Consider the following 24,199-nt stretch of genomic DNA (forward strand, 5'->3'; position numbering starts at 1 on the left):
CGTCAGCCGAGCGCCCGGTCCAGGTTGAAGGCGGCGCTGATCAGCGCGAGGTGCGTGAAGGCCTGCGGGAAGTTGCCCTGCTGCTCGCCGGTGTGGCTGATCTCCTCGGCGTACAGGCCGACATGGTTGGCGTACGTCAGCATCTTCTCGAAGGCCAGGCGCGCCTCGTCGATCCGGCCCGCGTGCACCATCGCCTCGACGTACCAGAACGAGCAGATGGAGAACGTGCCCTCGTCGCCGCGCAGTCCGTCGGGGCTGGAGCGGGGGTCGTAGCGGTAGACCAGCGAGTCGGACACCAGCTCCTCGGTGAGCACGTCCAGCGTCGACAGCCACTTCGGATCGGTGGGGGCGATGAACTTCGTCAGCGGCATCATCAGCACGGCCGCGTCCAGCACGTCACCGTCCTCGTGCTGGACGAACGCCCCGCGCTCCTCGCTCCAGCCCCGGCTCATGATCCGCCGGTAGACCGTGTCACGGCACTCCCGCCAGCGTGGCAGGTCGGCCGGCAGGCCGCGCCGGTTGGCCATCCGGATGGCCCGCTCGATCGCCACCCAGCACATCAGCCGCGAGTAGAGGAAGTTCCTGCGCCCGCCCCGCGTCTCCCAGATCCCCTCGTCGGGCTGGTCCCAGTGCGCGCACACCCAGTCCACCAGCGCGCACACGTCGTCCCAGTGACCGCTGGAGATGGGCTTGGCCCACTTGTCGTAGAGGTAGATCGAGTCGATCAGCGCGCCGTAGATGTCCAGCTGGAGCTGGTCGGCCGCCGCGTTGCCGACCCGCACCGGCGCCGAGCCGTGGTGTCCCTCCAGGTGGCCGAGGGTGCGCTCGGGCAGCTCGGTGCGTCCGTCGATGCCGTACATGATCTGCAGCGGTCCCGACGTCTTGCCGTCACCCGGGCTGATGTGCCGGGTCACGAAGTCCATGAACGCCTCGGCCTCCCCGGTGAAGCCCAGCCGCAGCAGCGCGTAGACGCAGAACGCCGCGTCGCGCACCCACACGTACCGGTAGTCCCAGTTGCGCTCCCCGCCGAGCTCCTCGGGCAGGCTCGTCGTCGGCGCGGCCACGATCGCCCCGGTCGGCGCGTACGTGAGCAGCTTCAGCGTCAGCGCCGAACGGTGCACCATCTCCCGCCAGCGGCCCTTGTACCGGGACGCCGACAGCCAGTGCCGCCAGTATGCGACCGTCGCCGCGAACTGCTCCTCCGCCTCCGTGCGCGCACACCGGCGGGGCGCCACACCGGCGCCGACCTTGTCCAGCGCGAACACCGCCGAGTCGCCCTCGGAGAGCTTGAAGTCGCCGCACACGTCCGGCCCGTCCGCCTCCAGCGGCACGGTCGCCGTCAGCGCGAGCGTCAGCCGCTCGGTCTCGAACTGCGCGGTGTCACCGGTCAGCCGGAGGGTGTGCGGCAGGGAGCCGTAGTCGAACCGGGGCGCCACGCGCGTCCGGAACGGGATCGAGCCGCGTACGCACACCACCCGCCGGATCAGCCGGTGCCGCTCCGCCTCGGCCGCCCCGCCGCCGACCGGCATGAAGTCCTGCACCTCGCCGACCCCGTCCTCGGTGAAGAACCGGGTGATCAGGACGTTGGTGTCGGGAAAGTAGAACTGCTTGGTCCGGGCCGGCACGGTCGCCGCCAGCTCGAAGCAGCCGCCCCGCTCCGCGTCCAGGATCGACGCGAACACGCTCGGCGCGTCGAAGGCCGGGCAGCAGTACCAGTCGATCGTGCCGTCGGTCCCCACCAGGGCGACGCTGCGCAGATCGCCGATCAGCCCGTGCTCGGCGATCGGAACATAGCGCCGCCCGCCCTGGTTCTGCGCCGTTCCGCCCATGACAGCCTCCCAGCCGGTAGGCGCCTCAGCCCAGCCTAGAGCCGCCGGCGGACCGCCGCCGTCAGACGGTGACGACCCGCAGCCCGGCCTCCTCGAAGCGCCGCACCGCCTCAGGGTCGGCCGCGGTGTCCGTGACCAGGATGTCCACCGCCTCGGCCGCGCAGATCCGGGCGAAGGCCCGCTGCCCCAGCTTGCTGGAGTCGGCGGCGACCACCACCCGTTCCGCCCGCTCGCACAGCAGCCGGTTGATCGCCGCCTCCGCCTCGTCGTGCGCCGCGGCGCCGTGCGTCACGTCGAACGCGACGACACCGAGCACCGCCACGTCGACGGTGATCTGCCCGAGCACCCCGTCCGCCAGCGGCCCGACCAGCTCGTACGACTGGGGCCGCGCCACCCCTCCGGTCAGCACGATCTTGAACTGGGGCCGCACGGCCAGCTCGTTCGCGATGTTCAGCGCGTTCGTCACCACGGTCAGCGCGGGCGCCCCGGAGCCCAGATCCCCGCGCACGGCCAGCGCTCGCGCCACCTCGGTCGTGGTGGTCCCGCCGGTCAGCCCGACCGCCTCGCCCGGCGCCACCAGATCCGCCACCGCCTTGGCGATGCGCTGCTTCTCGGAGGCGTGGCGGGCCGTCTTGTAGCGCAGCGGCAACTCGTACGACACGCCGTGCACGACCGCGCCGCCCCGGGTGCGCACCAGCATCTGCTGCTCGGCGAGTCCGTCGAAGTCACGGCGGATCGTCGCCGCCGACACCCCGAGCTCGGCCGCCGCGTCCTCGACGTCCAGCCGGCCGCGCTCCACGAGCAGTTCCAGCAGCGCCTTCCAGCGGGCGTCGCGCGACATCCGCACCTCCACGTCCTCGATCTCCGGGCGACCCTAACGCACCCGAAGCCGTCGCATGCTTGATGATGCTCGAAAGCTGGCGCTATCTTGCAGGAACAATCAGAGCGGAGGGTGCGGGATGACGCATGTCGAGGACGAGCTGACCAGCCAGCCCGAGTGCTGGGCACGCGCCGCATCGGAGGCGGCCCGCCACGCGAACGTGCTGCCCGGCCCGGGGGAGCGGGTCGCGATCGTCGGCTGCGGCACCTCGTACTTCATGGCACGGGCCGCCGCGGCCCTGCGCGAGGGTGCGGGCCAGGGCGAGACCGACGCCTTCGCCGCCTCGGAGTTCCCCCACGACCGCCGCTACGACCGGGTCGTCGCCCTCACCCGCTCCGGCACCACGACCGAGATCGTGGACCTGCTGGGCCGGTTGAAAGGCGCCACCCGCACCACGGCCATCACCGCCGACCCGGACACGCCCGTGCGGACGGCCGCCGGTGAACTCGCCGTCCTGGACTTCGCGGACGAACGCTCCGTCGTCCAGACCCGGTTCGCGACCACGGCCCTCACCCTGCTCCGTGCCCACCTCGGCCTCCACCCCGATACGGCGGTCACCGACGCGCGCACCGCCCTGACGGAGCCGCTGCCCGAAGGAGTGGCGGACTGCGGGCAGTTCACCTTCCTCGGGCGCGGCTGGACCGTCGGCCTGGCCGACGAGGCCGGACTGAAGATGCGCGAGGCCGCGCTGGCCTGGGCGGAGGCCTACCCGGCGATGGAGTACCGGCACGGCCCCATCAGCGTCAGCACCCGGGGCACGGTGACCTGGATGCTGGGCGACGCACCCGACGGACTCGCCCGACAAGTACGGGACACGGGAGCGTTGTGGATCGCCGGGCGCCTCGACCCGCTCGCCGAACTCGTCCGCGTCCAGCGTCTCGCGGTCGCCGTCGCCACGTCCCGCGGACTGGACCCCGACAGCCCGCGCCACCTCACGCGCTCGGTGATCCTCGCACCCTGATCCGAACGACAGGCCCCAGGAGACCCCGTGCCTCTGACCACCACCGGTGACCTCGTCACCCGCGCCGCCGCGGCCGGCTCCGCCGTCGCCTCCTTCAACGTCATCACCCTGGAGCACGTCGAGGCCGTCGTCGCGGGCGCCGAGTCGGTCCGCGCCCCCGTCGTCCTCCAGGTCAGCGAGAACGCGGTGAAGTTCCGCGCCGGACAGCTGCTCCCGCTCGCCCGCGCGGCCGTAGCCGTGGCCGAACGGGCCGCCGTACCGGTCGCGTTGCACCTCGACCACGTGCAGGGCGGCGCCCTGCTGCGCCAGGCCGCGGACGCCGGCTTCAGCTCCGTGATGTACGACGCGGCCCGCCTTTCCTACGCCGAGAACCTCGCCGCGACCCGGGCGGCGGTCGACTGGGCACACGCACAAGGGCTGTGGATCGAAGCGGAGCTGGGCCAGATCGGCGGCAAGAACGGCAGACCCCCGCTGGACGCGCACGCCCCCGGCGCCCGCACCGACCCCGAGGAGGCGCGGTCCTTCGTCGCCGACTCGGGCGTGGACGCCCTGGCCGTCGCCATCGGCAGCTCCCACGCCATGACCACCCGCACGGCGGCCCTCGACCACGCCCTGCTCAAACGCCTGTCGGCCGCACTGGACGTCCCGCTCGTCCTGCACGGCTCCTCCGGTGTCCCGGACGACGAACTCAGGGCGGCCGTCGCCGGAGGCATCACCAAGGTCAACATCGGCACCGCCCTGAACATCGCACTCACCGGAGCGATCCGGGACTTCCTCACCGAACGCCCCGAGGCCGTCGACCCGCGCAGCTACCTGACCCTCGCCCGGGAGGCGATGACCCGAACGGTCGCCAGGACCCTCCAGACCCTGGGCTGCGCTACCGCTTGACGGCCTTCAGCACCACGAACTTCGGATCGCTCGCGACGACCCGGCTGTTGCCGAACAGCTTGCGCAGCTTGACGTGGTAGCCCAGATGCCGGTTGCCGACCACCCACAGCTCCCCGCCCGGCCGCAGCGTGCGCCGCGCCCCGGTGAACATCCGCCAGGCCGTGGCGTCCGTCGTCGCCTGGTGGGAGTGGAACGGCGGGTTGCTGAGGACCACGTCGACACTGCCGGACGGCACGCCCGCCAGACCGTCCCCGACCCGGAACTCGGCGTGCCCCGGTGCGCCGTTGGCCTTGTGCGTGGCCTCCGCCGAGGCCACGGCCTGGAACGACTCGTCCACGAACAGCACCTCGGCGTCCGGGTCGGCCAGCGCCACCGACGTCCCCACCACGCCGTTGCCGCACCCCAGGTCCACCACCCGGCGCCCCCGCCCCTGCGGCAGATGCCCGAGGAAGAACCGCGTGCCGATGTCGAGCCGGTCGGCGCAGAAGACCCCCGCGTGATTGACGACGGTGCCTCCCGCGGCGGGGCCGATGCCGTCCGGCAGCGTGTAGACGTACGGCCACGGGCCGGCGGGCCGCTCCAGCACCGGATCCGGCGAACAGAAGATCAGCCGGGCCTTCTTCTCGGCGAGCGAGGTGCGGGTCGGGCCGAGGATCCGCTCGAACAACCGCAGCGTCGAGGTGTGGATCTCCTTCACCATGCCCGTCCCCACGACGACCGTCCCCGCGTGCACGGCAGGAGCCAGCCGCAGCAACTGGTCCTCCAGCAGCGCCAGGCTCTTCGGCACCCGCACCAGCAGCACGTCGATCCGCTCCGGCGGCGGATCCTGCGTGGTGAGCAGCCGCACCGCACCCTGTTCGGCACCCGCCCGCGCGAGGTTGGCACGGGTCGCCTCCTGCGTGAGGAAGGAGTCGCTGATCTGCACCGGCCGGTGCTCCGCGAGCGCCGTGACCAGCGCGCCCCACCGGTCTCCGACGACCACGACCGTGCCGTCCAGCGGCACCCGCTCCGCGGCCAGATGCCTCAGCAGGTACTCGTCCGAGGCGTCCCAGGCACGCAGCCGGTCGCGCGGGTCCTCGGGGAAGCGGGTCAGCTCCGGCTCGCCCCACGGCGTCGTCATACGGTCGTTCATCGTGCGACCAGGCTAGCCGAGCCGCAGCTCAGGGCGTGTCGGGCACCATGGAGGGCATGGACGCCGAGCTGTTCCCCAGGCCGCGAGCGCAGATCGCGCCCGGCGCCGTGCACCTGCCCGGCTGGCTGGACGCGGAACACCAGCGGGAACTGCTCGACGCGTGCCGCGCGTGGGCCCGGCCCCCCGCCGGCCTGCGCACGGTCCGCACCCCCGGCGGCGGCACCATGACCGCCCGCCAGGTGTGCCTGGGCTGGCACTGGTACCCGTACGCCTACGCCCGCACGGTCGCCGACGGGGACGGCGCGCCGGTGAAACCGTTCCCGACCTGGCTCGGCGAACTGGGCCGCCGGGCGGTCCGCGACACCCTCGCAGGCCCCGCGCCGGACTACGACATCGCCCTGATCAACTTCTACGACGCCGACGCCCGTATGGGCATGCACCGCGACAGCGACGAGAAGTCCGACGCACCGGTGGTGTCGCTGAGCCTCGGCGACACCTGCGTCTTCCGCTTCGGCAACACCGAGACCCGCACCCGGCCCTATACCGACGTCGAACTGCGCAGCGGTGACCTGTTCGTCTTCGGCGGCCCGTCCCGCCTGGCCTACCACGGAGTCCCCCGCGTCCACGCGGGCACGGCACCGCCCGGGCTCGGCCTCACCGGCCGTCTCAACATCACGCTCCGGGTCAGCGGCTTCCGGCACCCGGCCGGGCGGAGCCCCGCCGCTCCGTGACGTCCGGCAGGCAGGCTCGGCCACCATCCCGGCGGATCATGGGAGACTCGCCCTCATGAGCGGGAAGGCGGACCCCCGGCAGGCGGGGGACGGGAGCACCTCGAGGACGCGGCTGGACCGGGGGCGCGCGGCGCTCGGACCCGCGCTGGAGCTCGTCCACACCGGACGCGCGCCGACCCGGGCCGTGCTCACCGCCGAGCTCGGGGTGACGCGTGCGACGGCCGGGGCGGTCGCAGCCGAGCTGGAAGCACTCGGGCTGATCCGGGTCGACGCCCGGCCCGCCGCCGCGGCCGGATCGCAGGGCAGGCCCTCCCACAAACTGGCCGTCGCCGACGACGGACCCGTCGCGCTGGCCGCGCAGGTGCACGCCGACGGCTTCCGTGCGGCGCTGGTCGGACTGGGCGGCCGGATCGTCGCCACCGCGCCCGGCTGCGAGGTCGTCGACGCCGACCCGGCCAAGGTGCTCGCCTCCGTCGTCACGGCCGGTGCCGAGCTGCTGCGCGAGACCGGGCTCCGGTGCGTGGGCGCTGGCCTCGCCGTACCCTCCGCCGTCGCCGAACCCGAGGGCCTGGCACTGAACCCTCTTCACCTGGCCTGGCCCGCCGGCGCGCCCGTGCGGGACATCTTCGCCGAGCAGGTGCGCGCGGCCGGCATCGACGGGCCCGCGTTCGCCGCGAACGACGTCAACCTCGCCGCGCTCGCCGAGCACCGGCACGGCGCCGGCCGCGGCGCCCGGGACCTGCTCTGCGTGGCCACCGGCCACCGGGGCGTCGGCGGTGCGCTGGTCCTCGACGGCCGCCTGCACCGGGGCAGTTCGGGCCTCGCGCTGGAGGTCGGGCACCTCACCGTGCACCCCGAGGGCCGCCCCTGCCACTGCGGCAGCCGCGGCTGCCTGGACGTGGAGACCGACCCGCTGGCCTTCCTCACCGAGGCCGGCCGCGAACCGGGCCCGGAGGTCTCGCTGCTCCAGCAGTCCATCGACCTGATCCGCCACCACTACGACGACCCGGCCGTCCGCACCGCCGCCGAGGCCCTCGTCGACCGCCTCGGCCTCGGCCTAGCGGGTCTGGTCAACATCCTCAACCCGGACCGCATCATCCTGGGCGGCCTGCACCGCACCCTCCTCGACGCCGAACCCGCCCGCCTGCGCGCGGTCGTCGCCGACCGCAGCCTGTGGGGCCAGAGCGGCGGCGTCCCCATCCTGCCCTGCACCCTCGACCACAACAGCCTGGTCGGCGCGGCGGAGCTGGCCTGGCAGCCGGTCCTGGACGATCCGCTGGGAGCCCTGTCCCGGCGCGGGTGACCGGTCGTCGGGCGTGCTCCCGCGAGCCTGACCCCACGGGGGTCAGGCTTGAGCGCGCCGCCTGCGGGAAGGCGCGCCGCTGAGCGGGCAGGCTGGGGGGCAGGCAGTCCGCCCGCGACCGCATCACCGAGGAAGTTGACGCAATGACCCACCAGCTCACCGTGAGCGTCCTGGGCACCGGCATCATGGGTGCCGCGATGGCCCGCAACCTCGCCCGGGCCGGTCACACGGTCCACGCCTGGAACCGCACCCGGGCCAAGGCCGAGCCGCTGGCCGACGACGGCGTGCGCATCGCCGGCAGCCCCGAGCAGGCGGTGCGGGACAGCGACGTCGTCCTGACCATGCTTTACGACGGCCCCGCCGCCCTGGACACGATGCGCGAGGCCGCCCCCGCCCTGAGCCCCGGCACCGCCTGGGTGCAGGCCGGCACCGCGGGCCTCGACGGCGTCGCCGAGCTGGCGGCTTTCGCCCGCGAGCACGGCCTCCTCTTCTACGACGCCCCCGTCCTGGGCACCCGCCGGCCCGCCGAGGAGGGGAAACTGACCGTGCTCGCGGCCGGCCCCGTCGAGGGGCGCGAGAAGGTGACGCCGGTCTTCGAGGCGGTCGGCGCCCGCACCGTCTGGTCCGGCGAGGACGGAGCGGAGGGCGGGGCCACCCGACTCAAGCTCGTCGCCAACAGCTGGGTCCTCGCCGTCACAGCCGCCGCCGGCGAGGCCCTCGCCCTGTCGAAGGCCCTCGGCGTCGACCCGCACGGCTTCTTCGACCTCGTCGCCGGCGGCCCGCTCGACATGGGCTATCTGCGCGCCAAGTCGGATCTCGTGCTCGAAGACAAGCTCACACCGCCCCAGTTCGCGGTGAGCACCGCCGCCAAGGACGCCCGGCTGATCGTCCGGGCCGGCGCCGACAACGGCGTCCGCCTGGACGTCGCCGAAGCGGCCGCCGCCCGCATGGAGCGTGCGGCCGCACAGGGCCACGCCGACGAGGACATGGCCGCCGCCTACTTCGCCAGCTTCGACGAGAAGACCGACTCCTAGGAGGTTCCCTCATGTCCAAGCCGCCGCTGCCGCCCGAGGCCGACGCCCTGCTGAGCAGGCCCAACCCCTGCGTCATGGCCACGCTGCGCTCCGACGGCGCACCGGTGTCCACCGCCACCTGGTACGCGTGGCAGGACGGCCGGGTCCTGGTCAACCTCGACGAGGGCCGGGTCCGTCTGAAGCATCTGCGCCGCGACCCGCGCGTCACCCTCACCGTCCTCGCCGACGACGACTGGTACACCCACGTCACCCTCATCGGCCGCGTGACCGAGATGTACGCCGACGAGGACCTGGCCGACATCGACCTCCTCGCCCGGCACTACACCGGCAAGCCGTACCCCGACCGCGTCCGCACCCGGGTGAGCGCCTGGATCGAGGTCGACCGCTGGCACGGCTGGGGTTCGATGAAGGACAGCGACCAGGCCGGTGGCTGAGGCAGGGGACAAGGCGGGTCAGGGCCACTCGGCCCCGAACGCCCGGCCCGGATTCTCCGTGAGGATGCGCCTCACCAGTTCCTCGCTCACGGCGTGCACGAGCCGGGGCCGCACCCGGCGCAGCAGGTAGGGCATCCCGGGGCCGCCGTCCACCGAGCGGGCGGCGGCCGTGGTGGTGTCCGCGCCCAGCAGCAGCCGGTCGCCGAACCCGGCGTCGGCAAGGGCCCGTACGGCGTCCGGCATCCGCCAGTCCGTGGTGTGGTGGGCGAGTGAGGGCCCGTCGAAGGCCAGATAGCAGCCGGACTCGGCCGCCTGCCGGTGCACCACGGGGTCGGGGGAGCGGTTGAGGTGCCCGAGCACCACCCGGTGCGGCGGCACCCCCAACTCCCCGCACAGCAGGTCCAGTACGTCCAGCGCCCCGGTGCCCATCTCCAGGTGCACGGCGATCGCGGTGCCCGTGGCGTGCTGGGCCTCGGCCGCCGCCGTCATGGTCCAGCGGGCGTGCGCGTCCAGGGTGTGGAAGCCGCCCGCGACCTTGACGAGCCCCGCCCGCACCCCCGATGTCCCGATGCCCTCGGTGAGTTCGGAGACGAAGACCTCGGCGAGCCGGCCCCGCAGCCCGGTGAGCGTGCCCTCGTCGTAGTGCACGGCCTGGTGCAGGCCGGTCGCGGCCACCACGTGCACACCCGACTCCCGGGACAGCGGTGGCAGATCGGCGGCCCGCCGCCCGAGCCCGTACGGCGTCCACTGCACGACGGTTCCCCCGCCCTGCTCCCGGAACGCCGCCAGCTCCGCCCGCGCCGCCGCCACGCTGCGCAGTTCCTGGCCGGGCAGCCGGGGACTGCCGAAGAACAGGTGGTCGTGGGCGTCGCACACGCCCAGGTCTGCGGGGGACACGTCCCCCAGCACCGTGCGGACCGCGCTCACCACCGGCGTCCCCGGGGCAGCCGGTCCCGGCCCGGCGCGGACAGGTGCAGGACCTCGAACACCTCGCAGTCGGCCCGGGGCGTGTCCTGATCCCAGTGCTCCCAGAGGGAGAAGTGCACCACCTCCCAGCGGCTCGTGTCGACGGCCGCGGCGGCGAGCACGGCCCCGTCCTGCCCGGCCAGCCGCCGGGCCTCGCCGACCGCGTCCGCCGCGGCACCGGCCAACGGCCCGCCGTCCGGCACCGGCCGGCGCCGACGCACCGCGAACCGCGCGTTCGCACCGCGTCCTTCCTCGTACGCGAGCCCCGTCCACTGCCGCACCGACGGCCGCCCGAAGTCGTCACTGACGCCCTGGAACCCGCCGCCCCACAGGAAGGCGTTCATACCGTCCACGGTGTTCCAGAGGTAGAACGGCGCGTACTGGTCGACCGGCGAGCCGCGCAGGCCGCGCTCGCGTATCAGGTAGGCCTTGAGGCCGAGCCCGTCCCAGTCGTCGAGCAGGTGCCCGCGGCGGGCGACGCGGTCGCGGATGAGGCCCATGTCGTAGCCGGCGGGCAGGGTGAGCTCGTACTGCATGGCGTGCAAGGAGGTCTCCTCAACGAGTCCGGGGTGCCAGCAGGGAGAGAAGCCCCCGGACTCCCGCGTCGAACGCGGCGGGGGAGCCGGAGGCGCGGGCGAGGACGTAACCGCCCTGGACGGTCGCGACGACCGCCGCCGCGATCTCGCCGCCGTCGAGTCCGGACGCGAACTGGCCCTGCGCCTGGCCTTCCTCGACGATTCCGGCGATCCGCCCGCGCAGCCAGTCGAGCGTCTCGTCGACCGGAGCGCGCAGCTCAGCGCTCGCCATGACGTCCGGGTCCATCGTCAGCCGTCCCACGGGGCAGCCCCTCAGTACGTCCCGCTCGCGCCGCAGGTACGCCTCGATGCGCTCGCAGGGCGTGCCCGGGCCGTCGAGCACTCCCGCCGCGGTGGCGCGCATCTCCTCGGCGGTCCGGCGGATGGCGGCCCGTGCGAGGTCGGGCTTGCCCTTGAAGTGGTGGTACATGCTGCCCTGCCCGGCGTCCGCGCGCTCCAGGATCGCCTTGGGGCTGGTGCCCACGTAGCCACGCTCCCACAGCAGTTCGCGGGTGGACTCGATCAGCCGTTCAGGGGTGCTCATGACCGCACTGTACATACCAGTAGTTACAGAGGTCGAGTGCCGCGGAGCGATGGAGCCGCGCGCGTCTACGCCCCACGGGGTACGGACGGTGCCGCCGGCCGTACGACGACGCGGGGTCCCCGCCGGAGGACGCTCGAAAGCGGCACACACCATCGAGCGATCGAGGAGTCGGACGACATGCAGACCCTGGCGAACTTCGGCGACGGCGGCGGGCCCGGCCCGTGGATCCTGCTCTTCCCGGTGATCTGGGCGCTGGTGATCGGCGGCGGCATCGTGCTGCTGCGCCGCTCCGTGTGGCGTGGCCGCCGCGGCGGTCCCCTGGGGCAGTCCACCGTCAGGGGCGACTCGCCCATCGCGGTACTCGGCCGCCGCTTCGCCTCCGGCGAGATCGACGAGGACGAGTACTGGCGCCGACTGTCCGTACTGAACGAGGAGTTCGGCCGGAAGGGAGGTGTGGCGTGAGGCGACCGCCGCGACTCACCGCCCCCCATCGTCGTGGCGGTCGCGGCCGGCGCCCTCCCGGTGCCGTGACCGGTCCGGCGCGGGCCGGACCCGCGCGTGCTGCGCGTGATCGCCACGAGGTGACGTGCGCCCCCGGAGCGCCCGCAGCGGCGCACGCCGCCGAGGCACCCGAGGGGACGGTGGTCACCGCCCGGTCAACCGGCAACGGCGGACCGGGCGGGAGCATGGTCGGGCCGGAGCCCGTCGGCGGAAGCCCCGACCTCGGCGAAACGGCGCGCGGGCTTGTCCAGGACCGTGCGCCGCGCGTGGAGCGAGGGCGCCGTCACCGCCGGGGCGGAGGTCGGCAGGGTGAACCACACGACCTTGCCGGACTCGCCGTCCGGCCGGACGCCCCAGCTCTCGCTCATGGCGGCCACCATCGCGAGCCCGCGCCCGCAGGTCGCCAGCGGTTCGGCGTCGTCGACCACGGGCATCCGAGGATCGCCGTCGCGCACCGAGACGGTGAGCCGGTCGAGCAGCAGCTCCATCTCCACGGTGCACGTCTTGTCGGGCTGGGCATGGCGGTGGACGTTGGACAACAGCTCCGTCACGCCGAGCGAGGCCCGGTCGATCAGGGGATCCAGATGCCAGTAGCGCAATTGCGCAGATACGATTCTGCGGACCTGGCCGATCCGCGACGGCAGGGCTTGGAGCTCCACCGTGCAGTGCCTGCTTGGGTAGCTGATCACGGCTGCGACTCCCCGACGTGAGGTCCGGAAGAACACGGAGTTCGGATCCAGCAGGGCGCCTGCGTGACACTGCCGCCTGCTGTCGTGGCCGGCGGGCTGGTTCGCAGCGTTATCGCCGGTAAACCCAGAGTGACGTGAGACCAGAGTGGCGCAGGGGATGAAGCACCGCAACTCGCGGACATCTCAGTCGCCGCGCCCCGCTGCCTTGCGCACGGCTTCGATGAAGCGCCGCGCGGCCGGCGGGCCCGGTTCCCCCGGGGCGGGGTCGTGGTCGCCCAGGGTGAGCAGGTACCGGTGGCCGTTGAGGTCCGCCGTGGCCCGGTCATCGGGGCCGAACCAGGGCTTGGAGGCGCGCACTGCCTGCACCGGCGCGCTGTCGATCTCACTGCCGTAGCTGGTCAGCAGTTGGAGCCGGCCGTCGCTGATCCGGACTTGCCCGGCCCGGGTGAGCGAACGCAGCCGCTTCCCGATCCGCACGCCCGTGGCCCTGAACTCCGGCTCTCCCATGCCACCCGCCCCCTAGTGCGCGTCGGTGTACCGGCCCGCTCCGCACGGCGCCCGGTACGGGCTCGTGTCCTGATCCAGTGTCCCCCCGTCCGGACGAAAGGTCCCTCCGGGGTGGTGTGCCCGCCCGGTTTCCGGTCCGGCCGTGCGGTGCGGCCCGCCGGGGGCCGCCCCCGGAGGATGGTGGCCGCGCCCGGAGCCTGCCCCGGGCGCCCGTCGTACCCTGCGCTCACCCCGTCCGGGGCCTTGGTCCCGCCGAGCAGTCTGCCCCCGCCCGGCGTCGAGCACCAGTGCCCGCGCCCCCCTCTCCGGGGGCGCCCGCAGCACACTCGCCCATGCGCTCCCCGGACCGCGCGCCCCCTTGCACCGGGCCCTGCCCCTGGGGGCGCTTTGGGGGGCTCAAAGAAGCGTTTATGCAGGTGAGGAGCGTGCGTAAGGTGCTTATGATCGGTGTGCCGGCCGTGCGCCCCCTTGCCGGCGCGCAGCGTTAGGAGCCCCCCCGTGAGTACCCCCCAGCAGACCCGGACCGGCGTGACCCTCGACGTCGACCAGAGCGACGCCGCCTACCGGGCGTGGCTCAAAGAGGCCGTCCGCAGAGTCCAGGCGGACGCCAACCGCTCGGCCGACACACACCTGTTGCAGTTCCCCCTGCCGCAGCGGTGGGGCATCGACCTGTACCTGAAGGACGAGTCGACCCACCCCACCGGCAGCCTCAAGCACCGGCTCGCCCGCTCCCTCTTCCTCTACGGCCTGTGCAACGGCTGGATCCGGCCGGACCGGCCCGTCATCGAGGCCTCCAGCGGCTCGACGGCCGTCTCCGAGGCGTACTTCGCGAAGCTGATCGGCGTGCCCTTCATCGCCGTCATGCCGCGCACGACGAGCGCCGAGAAGATCCGCCTCATCGAGTTCCACTCCGGCCGATGTCACTTCGTCGACGACCCCCGCACGATGTACGAGGAGTCCGCCCGCCTCGCGGCCGAGACCGGCGGCCACTACATGGACCAGTTCACCTACGCCGAGCGGGCCACGGACTGGCGCGGGAACAACAACATCGCCGAGTCGATCTTCCGTCAGCTGCGCATGGAGCGGTTTCCGGAGCCGGCGTGGATCGTCGCCACCGCGGGCACCGGCGGCACCTCCGCGACCCTCGCGCGCTACGTCCACTACATGCAGTACGACACCCGCGTCTGCGTGGCCGACCCCGACAACTCCTGCTTCTTCGAGGGCTGGACCACCGGCGATCCGGACGTCACCTGCGACTGCGGCTCCCGTATCGAGGGCATCGGCCGGCCCCGCATGGAACCGAGCTTCGTGCCCGGCGCGATCGACCGGATGATGAAGGTGCCCGACGCGGCCAGTGTCGCCGCCGTACGCGCCCTGGAACGCGCCATCGGCCGCAAGGCCGGCGGCTCCACCGGCACGGGTCTGTGGAGCGCCCTGAAGATCGTCGCGGAGATGGTCTCCGAGGGCCGGCAGGGCAGCGTCGTGACCCTGCTGTGCGACCCGGGGGACCGGTATCTCGACAAGTACTACTCGGACGCCTGGCTGGCCGCCCAGGGGCTGGACATCCAGCCGTACACGGCCGCGATCGACTCGCTGCTGGAGACGGGCGTCTGGCCGGACTGAGCTCTGTTCCTCAGACCTTCAGCCGCCGGTCCAGCGCTCGCACGGCGTCCCGGAACGCGCGCGCCTGCCCCCCGCGCGCCACCTTCACGGCCAGCCGGTACGCAGCGGTCCCGTCGGTGGCGAAGGTCCACCGCAACCGGGTGCCGCTCCCGGCCGGCGTGAGCCGCCACTCCTCCGCTATCGCCCGCACGCCCGGCAGATTGGTGACGTCCACGCGGTAGGCGTACAGCTCGGGTCCCTTCGCCGCGATGACCGTCTCACGGAACCGGATGCCACCGGTGAGCGTGATGTCCCGCCCCGCCCCGGCGCCGACCGGGCGGGCGGCCGACACCTGCGCGAACCACTCGGCCCAGCCCGGCACGTCCTCCAGCGCGCCGTACACCGCCTCCGGCACAGCGGCCATGTCCCGCTCGAAGGCATGACGGACAGGAGCCGTCGTCACGAAGTCGAGTTCCACCGGGCGCAGTCGACGAGGCATGGGCGGAGCCCTCCTGGACGGGAGCGGGCGATGACCGGACGGATCACCCTAGCTGAGCCGCCGTCAGATGTCTGCGCCGTCCTCGGGCTCCCCGGCCACCACCAGCCGCCGCAGATGCTCCGCGACCACCCCGCGCGCGTCGTCCGGCAGGCCGGCGTCCGTCACGAGCGTGTCGATCCGCTCCAGCGAGGCGAACGAACTCAGCCCCACCTTGCCCCACTTGGTGTGGTCCGCGACCACGACCACGCGGCGGGCCGACTGCACGAGCCGCCGGTTCGTCTCGGCCTCCGCGAGGTTCGGCGTCGACAGACCGGCCTCGACCGATATGCCGTGCACCCCGAGGAACAGCAGGTCGAAGTGGAGCGCCGCGATCGCCTGGTCGGCCACCGGCCCCACCAGCGAGTCGGAGGGCGTGCGCACCCCGCCCGTCAGCACGACCGTGGCCGCGCCCTGCCGCGGGCCCGAGGTGCGCTGCGCCGCGTGGAACACGTCGGCGACCCGCACGGAATTGGTGACCACCGTGAGGTCCGGGACGTCCAGCAGCTGGTGCGCCAGCGCGAAGGTCGTCGTACCGCCCGACAGGGCGATCGCCGCGCCCGGCGCGACCAGCTTGGCCGCGGCGCGTGCGATGTCCTCCTTGGCGGTCAGCTCCAGGCCGGACTTGGCCTCGAAGCCCGGTTCGTGCGTACTGGCCTCGACCACCGGGACCGCGCCGCCGTGCACCTTCTCCAGCACGCCCTGGCGGGCGAGCGCGTCGAGGTCACGGCGGACCGTCATGTCCGACACGCCGAGCTTGCGGGTCAGCTCGTTGACCCGGACACCGCCCCGGCGGCGGACCTCGTCGAGGATCAGGGATCGCCGCTGCTCCGCGAGGAGGTTCTGATTCTCGCTCACGTACGCTCCGGTCCTTTCGCCTCAATGCCGTCCGACACCCCCCACACCGGACCCGACCAGGACATTCTTCCGACCCTCGGTGCGAGGACGCCCCATCCTCGCATGTCGCCGAGCGGAGAGCGCCACCACGCCCACCCGCCGCGCATGTGCCACCGGTGGCTCAGCCGTCACAACGCTTCATCACGGATCGGGGAGATTCCGTGACAGGAGGTGTGCGGCGACGCGGAAATGGAGATCCTTGTGCCCGCACGGACAGAGCCGACGGCGTGTCACGGGGGAAGTGCGAATCAGTGGAACGTGCGCAGGAACATGTGTCGACCGGCGGGCCCGACGGCCCCGCCCCGCGGCCCGGCGAACCCGGGACCGCCCTGGAACTCCTGGTCCACGGCGTCGGCGGAACCACGCCGCAGGAGATGCTCAACGATCCGCGGACGGTACGCGTCACCGGCGACGACACGGCTGCCGTCTTCCGGCGCGCCGACGACGTCGACGCCGAGCACACCCCCGACGACCGCCGCCGTGAAGGGCCGGTGCCCGAGGCCTACGTCTGGTGCAACCTCACCTCCGGCAACGGCACCCGCGCCCTGTGGCTGCTGCTGCTGCCGTTCATGGTCGTCAACCTCGCCCACTGGATGCGCCCCTCCGCCCACGGCCGCCGCCGCACCGTACGCCTCTACGGCCTCCTGGTACGGCTCGCGGCGCTCACGCTGACGGTGCTGCTCGTCGCGGCCGCCTGCGAGGTCGCCCTGGACCTGGCGGCCTGGCAGTGCGCGGGCACCACCGCATGCGCCGACCGCCACACCTGGCTGGGCTTCCTCTCGCCCACCGTCTCGGACGGCGGCTGGTGGAGTGCCCCCGGCCGCAGGCTCGCCCTCGCCGCCGTCGTGCCCATCGCCCTGACCGTCCTGCTCTGGTACCTGTCGCGGCGCACGTGGAGCGACTACGAGTCCCAGCAGCCCATCGAACGCGCCCCCGAGCCCGGAGGCGACGGCGGCCCGACCGCCCTCGGCCGGCCCGGATTCTGGTACGGGCGCCGACTGGTGGCCCGGCTGCGCGCCGCGCACACCGCCGCCGGCCTGATCACGGTCGCCGCCGCGGTCGGCAGCGCTGCCGCCCGCTTCGACCGGCGCCCCGGCGGTCCCACCACCCTCCACGTTCTGGGCCTGGTCCTGGAGGCGGCCCTCGCGGCCTGCGCGGTCGCCGTGGTGTGGGTGGTGTGCCGCCGCGGCCGCAGCGAGAGACGGCTGGACCGGGAACTGGACGAGCGTTTGGTACGACGCCTGCCGCTCGTAGCGCTCGTGCTGCTCGTCCTCGCCCTGCTGTACGCCGGGTGGGAGCGCCCCGGGTGGACGTCGGAAGGCCGGCTCCCGGGTGACGCGACCTTCGGCGGGATCGCCCTGGTCCAGGGCCTGCTCGTGATCGTCCTCGGCGTCGTCGCCCACGTCCTGCACCGCACCGACCCCGACCGGCGGGCCGTGCTGCGGGGCCTGGGCGGACCGGCCGTGGCGATGCTGGCCTGCGCCCTCGGCGGCGTCATGTCCGGCGGCGTGTCGCAGCGCGTGTCCGACTGGCTGGACGGCACCCGAGCGTCGATCGAGGGCCCGCCGGTCCTGCTGACCTGGCAGGCGTCCGTGATCCCCCCGCTGCTCGTCGTGCTGCTGGGACTCATCGGCTGGCTGGCCCACCGCGCCTGGCAGCTCGCCCGCGCCGAGCGGACCGCCGTGGCACTCGACTACCCGGACGAGGACCTCGACCCCGCCCGCACCCGCCGCATCGCCTACACCCGGGCGATGGCCGCGCTCACCGACCGCGGACCCCGCATCGTCGCCGTCACCTCCGGCGTCACCCTGCTGCTCGGCGCCGGAGCCCTCGTGGGCGCCCTCGCCACCGACGAGACCCCCGGCGAGGCCGCGCAGGGCACCTACCCCGTCGTCCATGGCGCCGCCGAGACCTCCCAGGCCCTCGGCTCCTGGCTGATCGGCCTCGGCTTCCTCCTTTTCGTCACCTGGGGCCGGCGCGCCTACAAGGACGCCTCGGCCCGCCGCACCATCGGCATCCTGTGGGACGTCGGCACCTTCTGGCCACGCGCCTCCCACCCCTTCGCCCCGCCCTGCTACGCCGAGCGCGCCGTACCCGACCTGACCTGGCGGATGGCCACCTGGACCCGCGCCACCGGCGGACGGCTGGTCATCTCCGGGCACTCCCAGGGCAGCGTCCTCGCCGCCGCCGCGGCCTGGCAACTCGCCCCGTCAGCCCGCAAACGCGTCGCGCTGCTGACCTACGGCTCCCCACTGGAGCGCCTCTACGGCCGCTGGTTCCCGGCACACTTCGGACCCGACGCGCTCAGCTCCCTGCACCGGGACGTCGACTGCTGGCGCAACCTCCACCGGCTCACCGACCCCATCGGCGGCCCGGTGCGCCTGCCCGGTGACCGCGGCCCGCAGGTCGACCACGCCCCCCTGATGGACCCCCTCGCCTACGGCCGCACCGAACTCCTGCCGCTCCCCGCGCCGATCCTCGGTCACTCCGGCTACCAGGCCGATCCGGTCTTCGCCGAGGAACGCCGCAAGCTGCTGGCGCGGCTGCGGCCACAGGACCCGGAGGCCGGGGAAGTGCCCTCGCCGCGCCACGAGCCCGAGCCGCCCGCCGCATAGGCGGACCCTCAGAGCAGCTCGGGCAGATCCTCGGCGTAGAGCAGCGTCAGGTCGTCCGTGCTCGGCTCCGGAAGCTGGGCGACCCGGCTCGCGTGCCGCTCGACCATGGCCTCGAACGTCTGCCGTGCGGTACGGCCGTTGCCGAACGCCGGGCCCTTGGGGAGCACCGTGAAGTACTTCCGCAGGGCCTCCGGCGCGCCCCGCGCCAGCCGGTACTCGTGCTCCTCGGCCTGCTGCTCCACGATCCGCAGCAGGTCCTCGGGGCCGTAGTCGCTGAAGGTGATGGTCCGGGAGAAGCGGGACGCCACACCCGGGTTGACCGACAGGAAGCGCTCCATCTCGGCCGTGTAGCCCGCGACGATCACCACGACCGCGTCCCGGTGGTCCTCCATCAGCTTCACCAGCGTGTCGATGGCCTCCTTGCCGAAGTCGCGCCCCGCGTCCTGAGGGGACAGCGCATACGCCTCGTCGATGAACAGCACGCCCCCGCGCGCCTTCTCGAAGGCCTCCTGTGTGCGGATCGCCGTCGAGCCGATGTGCTCGCCGACCAGGTCCACCCGGGACACCTCGACCAGGTGGCCCTTGTCCAGCACACCGAGCGAGGCGAGGATCTCGCCGTAGAGCCGCGCGACCGTCGTCTTCCCGGTGCCCGGGGACCCGGTGAAGACCAGGTGCCGCTTGACCGAGGCCGCCTTCAGACCGGCCTGCTGCCGGCGCCGGCCGACCTCGATCATGTCGGTGAGGGCGCGCACCTCGCGCTTGACGCTCTCCAGGCCCACCAGCGCGTCCAGTTCACCGAGGACGTCCTTGGAGGTGCGGGCCGGCTGCTCGGGTTCGGCGACCGGCGCCGGGGGCTCCGGCTCGGTGCGCTGGCCCGGGACCGCGCCCAGCAGGCCGGGGGAGTGGCTCACCGTCTGCACGGCCGTCGCCGGCGCCGTGGGCGCACGCAGCCCGGCACTCTCGTCGCTCGTGCAGTCCTCGACGAGCGGGCCGGCCCCGGACGCGGCGTCCGCGCCGCTGTCCGCGAACTCGTAACCCCCGCGCGCGCACCGCTCCGTGCGGCACTTGCGCAGCGTCGTACGGCTGCCGTCGATCACGTGGAAGCCGTAGCCGCCGCTGCCCGTGACCCGGCAGTTCTGGAAGCTGCCGCGGCCGCCGGCCGAGACGTAGACGCCCGCCTCCGCCGGGGAGTCGATCGTGCAGCGCTCCACGGTCGGGTCGGCGCCTTTGGTGACGATCACGCCGGTCTGGGTGCCGTCCACCGTGCAGTTGCTGAGCGTGCCACCGCTGCCGTGGTCGCGGAACCATGCGCCGGTCGCCGCCTCCCGGATCCGGCAGTCGTCGAGCTGCGCGGTCGCGCCGTCGCTCACCGACACCGCCGTGTTGCGCACCTGCGACAGATCGCTGTCGACGACGTCCGCACGCGAGCCGCGGTCGAGGACGAACAGCGCGTCCGGCACGTCGTGCACCCGGCAGGAGTCCAGGACGGCGGTGGCGCCGTCGCTGACCCACACCGCCGGGTAGTCGCCCGTGCTGTCGAAGATCTCGCACTGGTTGGCGTCCACCCGCGTGCCCGGGTCCCACACCGACAGGCCGTTGCGCCCGAACTGCCGCACCGTGGTGCGCGTCAGCGTCAGGACGGAACGGGAACGCAGGTCGACCGCGTTCTCCGGGATGTCGTGGATGCGGCAGTCGGCGAGCGTCAGCACCGCGTCGGTGTCGAGCGTGACCCCGTCGGCCGTCGTGCGGTGCACGTCGCAGTCGGTGAGGTGCGCCGTGGCGCGGCCGGTGATCTGCACACCGCTGCCCCGCACTTCGTAGATCTCGCAGCCCACCGCCTCCAGCGCGGAGTTCTCCCCGGTCGCCGACAGGCCCGAGCCGGAGGTGTGGTGGACCCGGCAGCGCTCCAGACGGGGGTGGGCGCCGCCGCGCACCGCCACGCCCGCCTGACCGGCCGCGACGACCTCGCACTCTTCGAACACCCCGCCCGCGCCGTCGAGTACGGCGATGCCGATGCCCGCAGGGTTGTCGACCGCGCAGCGCCGGACCGTGGGCCGGGCGCTGCCGCGCACCTCGATCCCGGCCGCCGACCGCGTCACCACCCGCACGTCCCGCAGCTCCGGGGTGCCCTCCTCCACCAGCACGGCAGGCGCGGCGGCGTCCTGGCCCTCCACGTGGAGGTCCTGCACCACCGCCGAGGCGCGCACGGTCAGCGGCACGCCGTCCAGGGGCGCGATCCGCACGGAGCCGGGGGAGCCCTCGGGGCCGCGCAGGGTCACCGCGCGCTGCAGGACGAGGTTCTCCCGGTAGGTGCCGGGCGCGACGGTGAGGACGTCCCCGTCGGCCGCGGCCTCCAGGGCGGCGGCGAGCGATGCGTACTCACCTGTGCGGCGCCGCCACCGCGACGTGCCGGTGTGCGTCACCTGGACCGTGCCCTGTGCCATGGTGTAGCCGTGCCCCCACCTCGGTCGTACTGATGGCTCGTCCGCCCTCGGGGCGCGTCCCTGGGGCTCGCTCGCGCGCGGGTTTGTGCCGAACGGTTCGGCCGGACCACCGTAGCGTGCGCGCGGGTGGTGGGTTGACCAGAGCCGGAAGGCCGTCAGCTGCCGGTGCCCGTCCTGCCCCAGTCCGGGCCCGCCTTGTCCCATGCCTGGTCCCAGTGGGCGTACCGGCGGCGGACCATGCGCCAGACGATCAGCCGTCTGCCGGCCTCGATGAGACCGCCCGTCGCCAGGGCCGTGCCGAAGCCGGCGAGGACCGCGTGCGTCGAGGCCGTCGCGGAGTCGAGCGGGCGGGCCACCATCCGGCCGTGCCGGTCGGTCCATATCCGGAACTCGTCACCCTGCTGGGGGTTCTTGAGGCTCGCCAGGACGGGGCCCTGGTGCGGGGTGCCGTCCGGTGCGGTCCAGTCGGCGAGGACGCGGGTGCGCAGATCCCTGCCCGACGAGGTCTCCGGGTCGGCGTCCAGCGGGGAGCGGTCCAGCTTGCGGACCACGGTAGCCGTCACCAGATGCCGGGCCTCGTGCTGCGCCCGGACGGAGCGCTGAAGGGCGTCCTGTGCCGTACCCCCGACGAGCGAGCCGGCCACCGGGGCGGCCAGCAGGATCAGCAGCAGGGCGGCCAGCGCCACCCAGGCCTCGGCCAGGTCGGTCGCGCGGCACAGCGGATTGCGCCGCCAGCGCCAGAGTCCGCTGATCGCTCGCACCGCCTGCACCCCCTTCCCGCTCCGTGATACTCCCCCGGCGGAGCCGCCCGCGCATGGACCCGGCGAAGAGAGAGCGACATCACTTCCCCCGGGATCTCTCATGAATTTCTCACACAGGCCAACGCCCGGGCTCGCGGCGCGGTTCCCGCTCCGCCCGAAGAGCTATTCGAGGATCGTGACCGGGTCCCCGACCCGGATCGTGCCGCGGGACAGCGGCACCAGGTTCTGACCGAAGACCAGCTTGCCGCCGAGGCGGCGGTGGCGGCCCAGGCTGAACAGGGGCTCATGGCCGCGCTCGCCGGTGCCCTGGTCGGTGGTGGTCACCACGCACCGGCCGCACGGCTTGGCCACGCGGAAGGGCACCTCTCCGACGGCGATGCGCGACCAGGCGTCCTCGGCCCAGGAGGGGGTGCCCGCCACGACCATGTTCGGCCGGAAGCGGTTCATGGGCAGCGGGCCCTCGCCGGCGTGCTCGCCCTGCCCGATCAGGGAGTTGAGGGCGTCGAGCGACGCCGTAGTGGCGAGCAGCAGCGGAAAGCCGTCGGCGAAGGAGACGGTCTCACCGGGCCGCGCGTACTCCGGGGCGAGGCGGCGGCGGGTGGCCGGGTCGTCCATGTACACCAGGCGCGCGTCGAAGCCGAGGCAGGAGCTGACCCATGCGTGCGCGGCCTCGTCCTCGGCCGGCACCGCCTCGACCTTGTCGCGGAAGATCTCCACCGGCACGCTCGCGGCGGGCCGGGGAACGGGCACCGCCAACGGCGGCATGCCGGGCGCGGACAGCCGGACGCCGCCACCGGGCCGAAGCTCGGCGGCGACGAGCGCGAGTTGCGGATGCCGGCGCTGCGTGACGACCTTTCCCCCGTCGTCGATCAGCACCCAGCGCCGGTCTCCGGCCAGGCCCCAGGGCTCCACGACGGCCTCCTGGGGCGCCAGGCCCCGGACCGCCTTGACCGGATGGACGTGAATCGAGTGCAGGTGAGCGTTCCCCATGGGGCCATCGTGCCAGCCGGCACCGACAGCCCCCGGAGGGTTGCTCAGTACCCGCGGTACTGCTGGTTGTTGTACGGGTCCTGATAGGGAGCAGGAGCCGGCCGGGGAGCCGCGGGGCGCATCGCCTCGTAGCCCGCGGGTGCGGCCGGACGCGGCTGCTGCGGCTGGGGGCCGGGGTAGCCGCGCGGAGCGGTGGCCTGCTGCGGGATGTACGCCGCGGGCGCCTGCTGGAGAGGTGAGGGCTGCTGCGCCTGCGGATAGCCGTAGGCGGACTGGGAGGGAGCTGCCGGCAGGGCGGGCAGCGCCGACGGGAGGGCGGGCAGGCTGCTGCCCGGCATGTCGTACTGAGCGGGGACCCGGATCGGTGCGATCTGCGGGGTGCCCCGCTCGGCGACGAGCTTGTCGTAGATCGGGGTGTCCGGGAAGGAGGCGGAGTAGTAGCCGCCGCCATAGGTGGAGCGGGGGGAGGTCATGGCACATAAGTTAAGCCCACGATGTGCTGGTTGGGGAGACCGATAAGAGGGTTGTTTTCCGTGTCCGCAGTGACCCGGGATCCCCAATGCGAGCGAACTCGGCAAAATGGGGCGCCCCCCGAGGTTCTGATCGTGTAAAGGCCGAGTTCCGGGCCGGTTACCAGGGGTTGGCCGCCGGCCCTCCGGGCGGCCACGCTGGGGACTTCGCCGCGGCGAGGAATTAGGTTGTGCGCACGGAAGTCGAAGGACCGCCGGGACGGGCCCGGCGCGGTGGCACGCAATGGGGGCGGACATGCACATGCTGAAAGGTTCAAATACTCCGGTGCCCACCGCGGCCTTGCGGGTGGAATTGGGGTGGCGGGCCGGAGCGGGCGTGCCCGACACCGACGCCTCCGCTTTGCTGCTGGTCAGCGGAAAGGTCCGCTCGGACGCGGACTTCGTCTTCTACAACCAGCCCGCGCACTCCTCCGGCGCGATCCGCCACGAGGGGAAGCGCACCACCGACGGCCGGGTGACCGACGCGCTCCTCGTCGACCTCGCGCGCGTGGAGCCCGCGATCGAGACGGTCGTCCTCGCCGCCTCCGCCGACGGCGGCACGTTCGGGCACGTTCCCGGCCTCTACATCGAAGTCCAGGACGCGGCCCAGGGGACACCGGTGGCCCGCTTCGACAACCCGGGCGCCACCACCGAAACCGCTTTCGTGCTGGGCGAGTTCTACCGCCGCCAGGGCTCCTGGAAGTTCCGCGCCGTCGGTCAGGGCTACAGCAGCGGTCTCGAAGGACTGGCCACGGACTACGGCATCACGGTGGACGAACCGCAGCAGGCGGCCCCGGCGCCGGCCCCGGCCGTCGCTCCGGCGCCCCCCGCGGCCGCACCGCCCGCCGCGTCCGCGTACACGCACCCGCCGA

At 73.4% G+C, this 24,199-nt stretch carries 24 protein-coding genes; 10 read left to right on the forward strand and 14 right to left on the reverse strand.

The window, feature by feature from the left end:
• Positions 1-2: 2 nt before the first annotated feature.
• Entirely contained in the window at positions 3-1,829 is a 1,827-nt protein-coding gene (locus GTY56_RS24350) for a glycoside hydrolase family 15 protein (protein ID WP_161367464.1), read from the reverse strand.
• A gap of 61 nt (positions 1,830-1,890) precedes the next feature.
• Positions 1,891-2,670 carry a DeoR/GlpR family DNA-binding transcription regulator gene (locus GTY56_RS24355; protein WP_161367465.1) on the reverse strand — a complete coding sequence of 260 codons (780 nt, stop codon included), beginning with the start codon at positions 2,668-2,670 and terminating at the stop codon, positions 1,891-1,893.
• 118 nt (positions 2,671-2,788) lie between these two features.
• Here GTY56_RS24355 and GTY56_RS24360 point away from each other — a divergent pair, with 118 nt between their 5' ends.
• A complete protein-coding gene (locus GTY56_RS24360; protein ID WP_161367466.1) occupies positions 2,789-3,670 on the forward strand; it encodes an SIS domain-containing protein in 882 nt (293 codons plus the stop codon).
• A 27-nt stretch (positions 3,671-3,697) separates the two neighbouring features.
• Positions 3,698-4,558, forward strand: coding sequence for a ketose-bisphosphate aldolase (locus GTY56_RS24365; RefSeq protein WP_161367467.1), 861 nt, complete (start codon positions 3,698-3,700; stop codon positions 4,556-4,558).
• Here the strand turns inward: GTY56_RS24365 and GTY56_RS24370 are convergent.
• Positions 4,548-5,678 carry a methyltransferase gene (locus GTY56_RS24370; RefSeq protein ID WP_161367468.1) on the reverse strand — a complete coding sequence of 377 codons (1,131 nt, stop codon included), beginning with the start codon at positions 5,676-5,678 and terminating at the stop codon, positions 4,548-4,550. The two genes, GTY56_RS24365 and GTY56_RS24370, sit on opposite strands and share 11 nt — an antisense overlap.
• Before the next feature lie 68 nt (positions 5,679-5,746).
• On the opposite strand from GTY56_RS24370, the gene GTY56_RS24375 reads away from it, so the two are divergent.
• From GTY56_RS24375 to GTY56_RS24390, 4 genes are all read left to right on the forward strand, one after another.
• On the forward strand, positions 5,747-6,421 hold the full coding sequence (locus GTY56_RS24375; RefSeq protein WP_161367469.1) for an alpha-ketoglutarate-dependent dioxygenase AlkB family protein: 675 nt from the start codon (positions 5,747-5,749) through the stop codon (positions 6,419-6,421).
• 55 nt (positions 6,422-6,476) lie between these two features.
• On the forward strand, positions 6,477-7,724 hold the full coding sequence (locus GTY56_RS24380) for an ROK family protein (RefSeq protein WP_161367470.1): 1,248 nt from the start codon (positions 6,477-6,479) through the stop codon (positions 7,722-7,724).
• A 143-nt stretch (positions 7,725-7,867) separates the two neighbouring features.
• Entirely contained in the window at positions 7,868-8,758 is an 891-nt protein-coding gene (locus GTY56_RS24385; protein ID WP_161367471.1) for an NAD(P)-dependent oxidoreductase, read from the forward strand.
• A gap of 11 nt (positions 8,759-8,769) precedes the next feature.
• Positions 8,770-9,192, forward strand: a complete 423-nt coding sequence (locus GTY56_RS24390) for a PPOX class F420-dependent oxidoreductase (RefSeq protein WP_161367472.1) — start codon at positions 8,770-8,772, stop codon at positions 9,190-9,192.
• 18 nt (positions 9,193-9,210) lie between these two features.
• Here GTY56_RS24390 and GTY56_RS24395 read toward each other — a convergent pair whose 3' ends face one another.
• Genes GTY56_RS24395 through GTY56_RS24405 form a run of 3 tightly spaced genes read right to left on the reverse strand, consistent with a single transcriptional unit; the run spans position 9,211 to position 11,292 of the window.
• The gene (locus tag GTY56_RS24395) at positions 9,211-10,119 is read right to left on the reverse strand and encodes a phosphotriesterase family protein (protein WP_161367473.1); all 909 of its coding nucleotides are present in this window, start codon (positions 10,117-10,119) and stop codon (positions 9,211-9,213) included.
• Complete coding sequence (locus GTY56_RS24400; RefSeq protein ID WP_161367474.1) at positions 10,116-10,703, reverse strand: DUF4865 family protein; 588 nt, start codon at positions 10,701-10,703, stop codon at positions 10,116-10,118. Before GTY56_RS24400 ends, GTY56_RS24395 begins: the two co-directional genes overlap by 4 nt.
• Positions 10,704-10,713: 10 nt before the next feature.
• Positions 10,714-11,292: a TetR/AcrR family transcriptional regulator gene (locus GTY56_RS24405; protein ID WP_161367475.1), complete on the reverse strand. Its 579-nt coding sequence runs from the start codon at positions 11,290-11,292 to the stop codon at positions 10,714-10,716.
• A 162-nt stretch (positions 11,293-11,454) separates the two neighbouring features.
• On the opposite strand from GTY56_RS24405, the gene GTY56_RS24410 reads away from it, so the two are divergent.
• Positions 11,455-11,739 (forward strand): SHOCT domain-containing protein, encoded by a 285-nt coding sequence (locus tag GTY56_RS24410; protein ID WP_161367476.1) that lies wholly within the window; start codon positions 11,455-11,457, stop codon positions 11,737-11,739.
• Between the two features lie 194 nt (positions 11,740-11,933).
• On the opposite strand, the gene GTY56_RS24415 is transcribed toward GTY56_RS24410, so the two are convergent.
• The gene (locus GTY56_RS24415) at positions 11,934-12,467 is read right to left on the reverse strand and encodes an ATP-binding protein (RefSeq protein WP_181361499.1); all 534 of its coding nucleotides are present in this window, start codon (positions 12,465-12,467) and stop codon (positions 11,934-11,936) included.
• A 183-nt stretch (positions 12,468-12,650) separates the two neighbouring features.
• On the reverse strand, positions 12,651-12,974 hold the full coding sequence (locus GTY56_RS24420; RefSeq protein WP_161367477.1) for a hypothetical protein: 324 nt from the start codon (positions 12,972-12,974) through the stop codon (positions 12,651-12,653).
• A 498-nt stretch (positions 12,975-13,472) separates the two neighbouring features.
• On the opposite strand from GTY56_RS24420, the gene cds1 reads away from it, so the two are divergent.
• Positions 13,473-14,597, forward strand: coding sequence for an L-cysteine desulfhydrase Cds1 (gene cds1 / locus GTY56_RS24425; protein ID WP_161367478.1), 1,125 nt, complete (start codon positions 13,473-13,475; stop codon positions 14,595-14,597).
• Between the two features lie 10 nt (positions 14,598-14,607).
• Here the strand turns inward: cds1 and GTY56_RS24430 are convergent, their stop codons facing one another.
• Entirely contained in the window at positions 14,608-15,075 is a 468-nt protein-coding gene (locus tag GTY56_RS24430) for an SRPBCC family protein (protein WP_161367479.1), read from the reverse strand.
• 63 nt (positions 15,076-15,138) lie between these two features.
• On the reverse strand, positions 15,139-15,969 hold the full coding sequence (locus GTY56_RS24435; protein ID WP_033307013.1) for a DeoR/GlpR family DNA-binding transcription regulator: 831 nt from the start codon (positions 15,967-15,969) through the stop codon (positions 15,139-15,141).
• A gap of 290 nt (positions 15,970-16,259) precedes the next feature.
• Here GTY56_RS24435 and GTY56_RS24440 point away from each other — a divergent pair, with 290 nt between their 5' ends.
• On the forward strand, positions 16,260-18,623 hold the full coding sequence (locus GTY56_RS24440) for a hypothetical protein (protein ID WP_346345561.1): 2,364 nt from the start codon (positions 16,260-16,262) through the stop codon (positions 18,621-18,623).
• A gap of 8 nt (positions 18,624-18,631) precedes the next feature.
• On the opposite strand, the gene GTY56_RS24445 is transcribed toward GTY56_RS24440, so the two are convergent.
• From GTY56_RS24445 to GTY56_RS24460, 4 genes are all read right to left on the reverse strand, one after another.
• Positions 18,632-21,067: a right-handed parallel beta-helix repeat-containing protein gene (locus GTY56_RS24445; RefSeq protein ID WP_161367480.1), complete on the reverse strand. Its 2,436-nt coding sequence runs from the start codon at positions 21,065-21,067 to the stop codon at positions 18,632-18,634.
• A gap of 155 nt (positions 21,068-21,222) precedes the next feature.
• Positions 21,223-21,828 (reverse strand): Rv1733c family protein, encoded by a 606-nt coding sequence (locus GTY56_RS24450; RefSeq protein ID WP_161367481.1) that lies wholly within the window; start codon positions 21,826-21,828, stop codon positions 21,223-21,225.
• A gap of 162 nt (positions 21,829-21,990) precedes the next feature.
• The gene (locus GTY56_RS24455; protein WP_161367482.1) at positions 21,991-22,818 is read right to left on the reverse strand and encodes an MOSC domain-containing protein; all 828 of its coding nucleotides are present in this window, start codon (positions 22,816-22,818) and stop codon (positions 21,991-21,993) included.
• Positions 22,819-22,862: 44 nt separating this feature from the next.
• Positions 22,863-23,291: a DUF6643 family protein gene (locus GTY56_RS24460; protein ID WP_107457590.1), complete on the reverse strand. Its 429-nt coding sequence runs from the start codon at positions 23,289-23,291 to the stop codon at positions 22,863-22,865.
• A 298-nt stretch (positions 23,292-23,589) separates the two neighbouring features.
• Between GTY56_RS24460 and GTY56_RS24465 the strand changes: the two genes are divergently transcribed.
• On the forward strand, positions 23,590-24,199 hold a 610-nt coding region (locus GTY56_RS24465; RefSeq protein ID WP_202510671.1), incomplete at its 3' end, for a TerD family protein.

Origin of the sequence: Streptomyces sp. SID5643, from assembly GCF_009872555.1 — a bacterium.
Lineage (GTDB): Bacteria > Actinomycetota > Actinomycetes > Streptomycetales > Streptomycetaceae > Streptomyces > Streptomyces iakyrus.